1 protein-coding gene is annotated in these 1837 nt (G+C 66.4%); it reads right to left on the reverse strand.

The window, feature by feature from the left end:
* Positions 1-1837, reverse strand: a 1837-nt coding sequence (locus K359_RS56615; protein ID WP_035978560.1) for a condensation domain-containing protein, incomplete at both ends; no start/stop codon positions are given.

A 1837-nucleotide genomic window follows, 5' to 3' on the forward strand; every position in this document is an offset into this window, starting at 1 on the left:
ACCACCATCGCCACGCTGCGCGCAACGCAGATCGCCACCGGCTGATCCGGCCTGACCCCGAGCCCGATCAGATGATGCGCCAGCTGGTTGGCCCGCGCATTGAGCTCGCCATAGCTGACGCGCTGGTCCTGATAGACCACCGCCACCGCCTCCGGCGCTTTTTGCACCTGCGCCTCAAACAGCTCATGGATGCACTGCTGCTCAGGATACGTCACCGCCGTCCGGTTCAGTTCCTCCAGCAGATATGCGCGCTCGTCGGCTGGCAGCAGCTCAATCCGCCCGACCGCTTGCTGCGCATCGGCAACCATCGCCCGCAGCAGCGCCAGCAGATAACCACGCTGCCGCTCGATGGTCGCGCGATCGAACAGCGCCGTGGCATAACCCAGCGTGCCAGCAATCACCTCACCCTGCTCGCCAAGGCTCAGCTCCAGATCGAACTTGACCTGATCGAAGCCGTCTGCCGCCGCCTCCACCATCAGCCCAGGAAGGTCGAACGTCCCAGCGGCGTTGTTCTGCCAGGCCAGCATCACCTGGAACAACGGCGTGTGATCAAGAGCCCGGGGCGGCTGCACGATCTCCACCACCTGCTCGAACGGCAGGTCCTGGTGCTCCTGCGCTCCCAAGGCCGTGCGCCGCGTCCGCTCCAACAGCTCCGACACGCTCGGCTCGCCCGACAGGTCCAGCCGCAGCGCCAGGGTGTTGACGAAGAAGCCGATCAGCTCTTCGATTTCGCGGCGACCGCGATTAGCGCTCGGCACGCCAATCGCAAGATCGTCCTGTCCCGACAGACACGACAGCACCGCAGCCCACCCCGCCAGCACCGTCATGAACAACGTCGTGCCTTGCTGCAGGCCCAGCCGCTTCAGCTCCCGCGTCAGCTCCGCATCAATAACGATCGGGACCGTCGCCCCCGCAAACGACTGCTGCGCCGGCCGCGGCCGGTCCGTCGGCAGCGCCAGACGGGCCGGCGCGCCAGACAGATTGTTGCGCCAATACTGCGCCTGGCGCTGCAGCCGCGCGCCCGACAGCCACTGCCGTTGCCAGGCGGCATAGTCCGGATACTGGATTGCAAGCGGCGGCAGCGGATCGCCTTCTCCGGCCACGAACGCCCGGTACAGCTGACTGAGTTCATGCGCCAACACGCCCAGCGACCAACCATCCGAGACAATGTGATGCTGCGTCAGCAGCAAGACGTGCTCCTCATCCGAGATCCGGATCAGCCGGCCACGGATCAGCGGGCCACGCGCCAGATCGAACGGCGTGCACGCCTCTTCCCTGCACAGACCCAATAGCGCCTCGTCCGCATCCGGCCTGTCCCGCAGATCGTGCTCCACAACCGGCAGCCCCGCATCCTCCGGCAGCAGCTCCACCCAGGGCTTGCCCTCCGGCGCGACAAACACGCTGCGCAGCGCCTCATGGCGCGCCAACACACGGTCCAGGCTACGCTGCCAGGCGCTGCGGTCGAGCCCACCCTTGAGCCGCCACCCGAGCGGAATGTGATAGTTCGTGCTGCTCTGATCCAGCTGCGCCAAAAACCACAGCCGCTGCTGCGCAAACGACAGCACAAGCGGCGCGTCACGCGACACCGGCGCAATGGCTGGCAGGTCTTGCGCGCCGGAGCGGCTCAACTCATCCATGATACTCGCGGCCAGATCGGCCAGCACCGGTTTGGCAAACAGCGTGGTCAGCGGCAGTGTGAAGCCAATGGCCTGCGAGACCCGGCTCAACAGCTGCACCGCCGCCAGCGAGTGCCCGCCGAGCGCAAAGAAGTGGTCGTGGCGTCCGACCCGCTCAACACCCAGAAGCTCGGCCCAGATCTGTGCCAGCGTGATCTCGA

It is taken from the genome of Bradyrhizobium sp. th-b2, from assembly GCF_000426785.1.
In the GTDB taxonomy this organism is placed as follows: domain Bacteria; phylum Pseudomonadota; class Alphaproteobacteria; order Rhizobiales; family Xanthobacteraceae; genus Bradyrhizobium; species Bradyrhizobium septentrionale.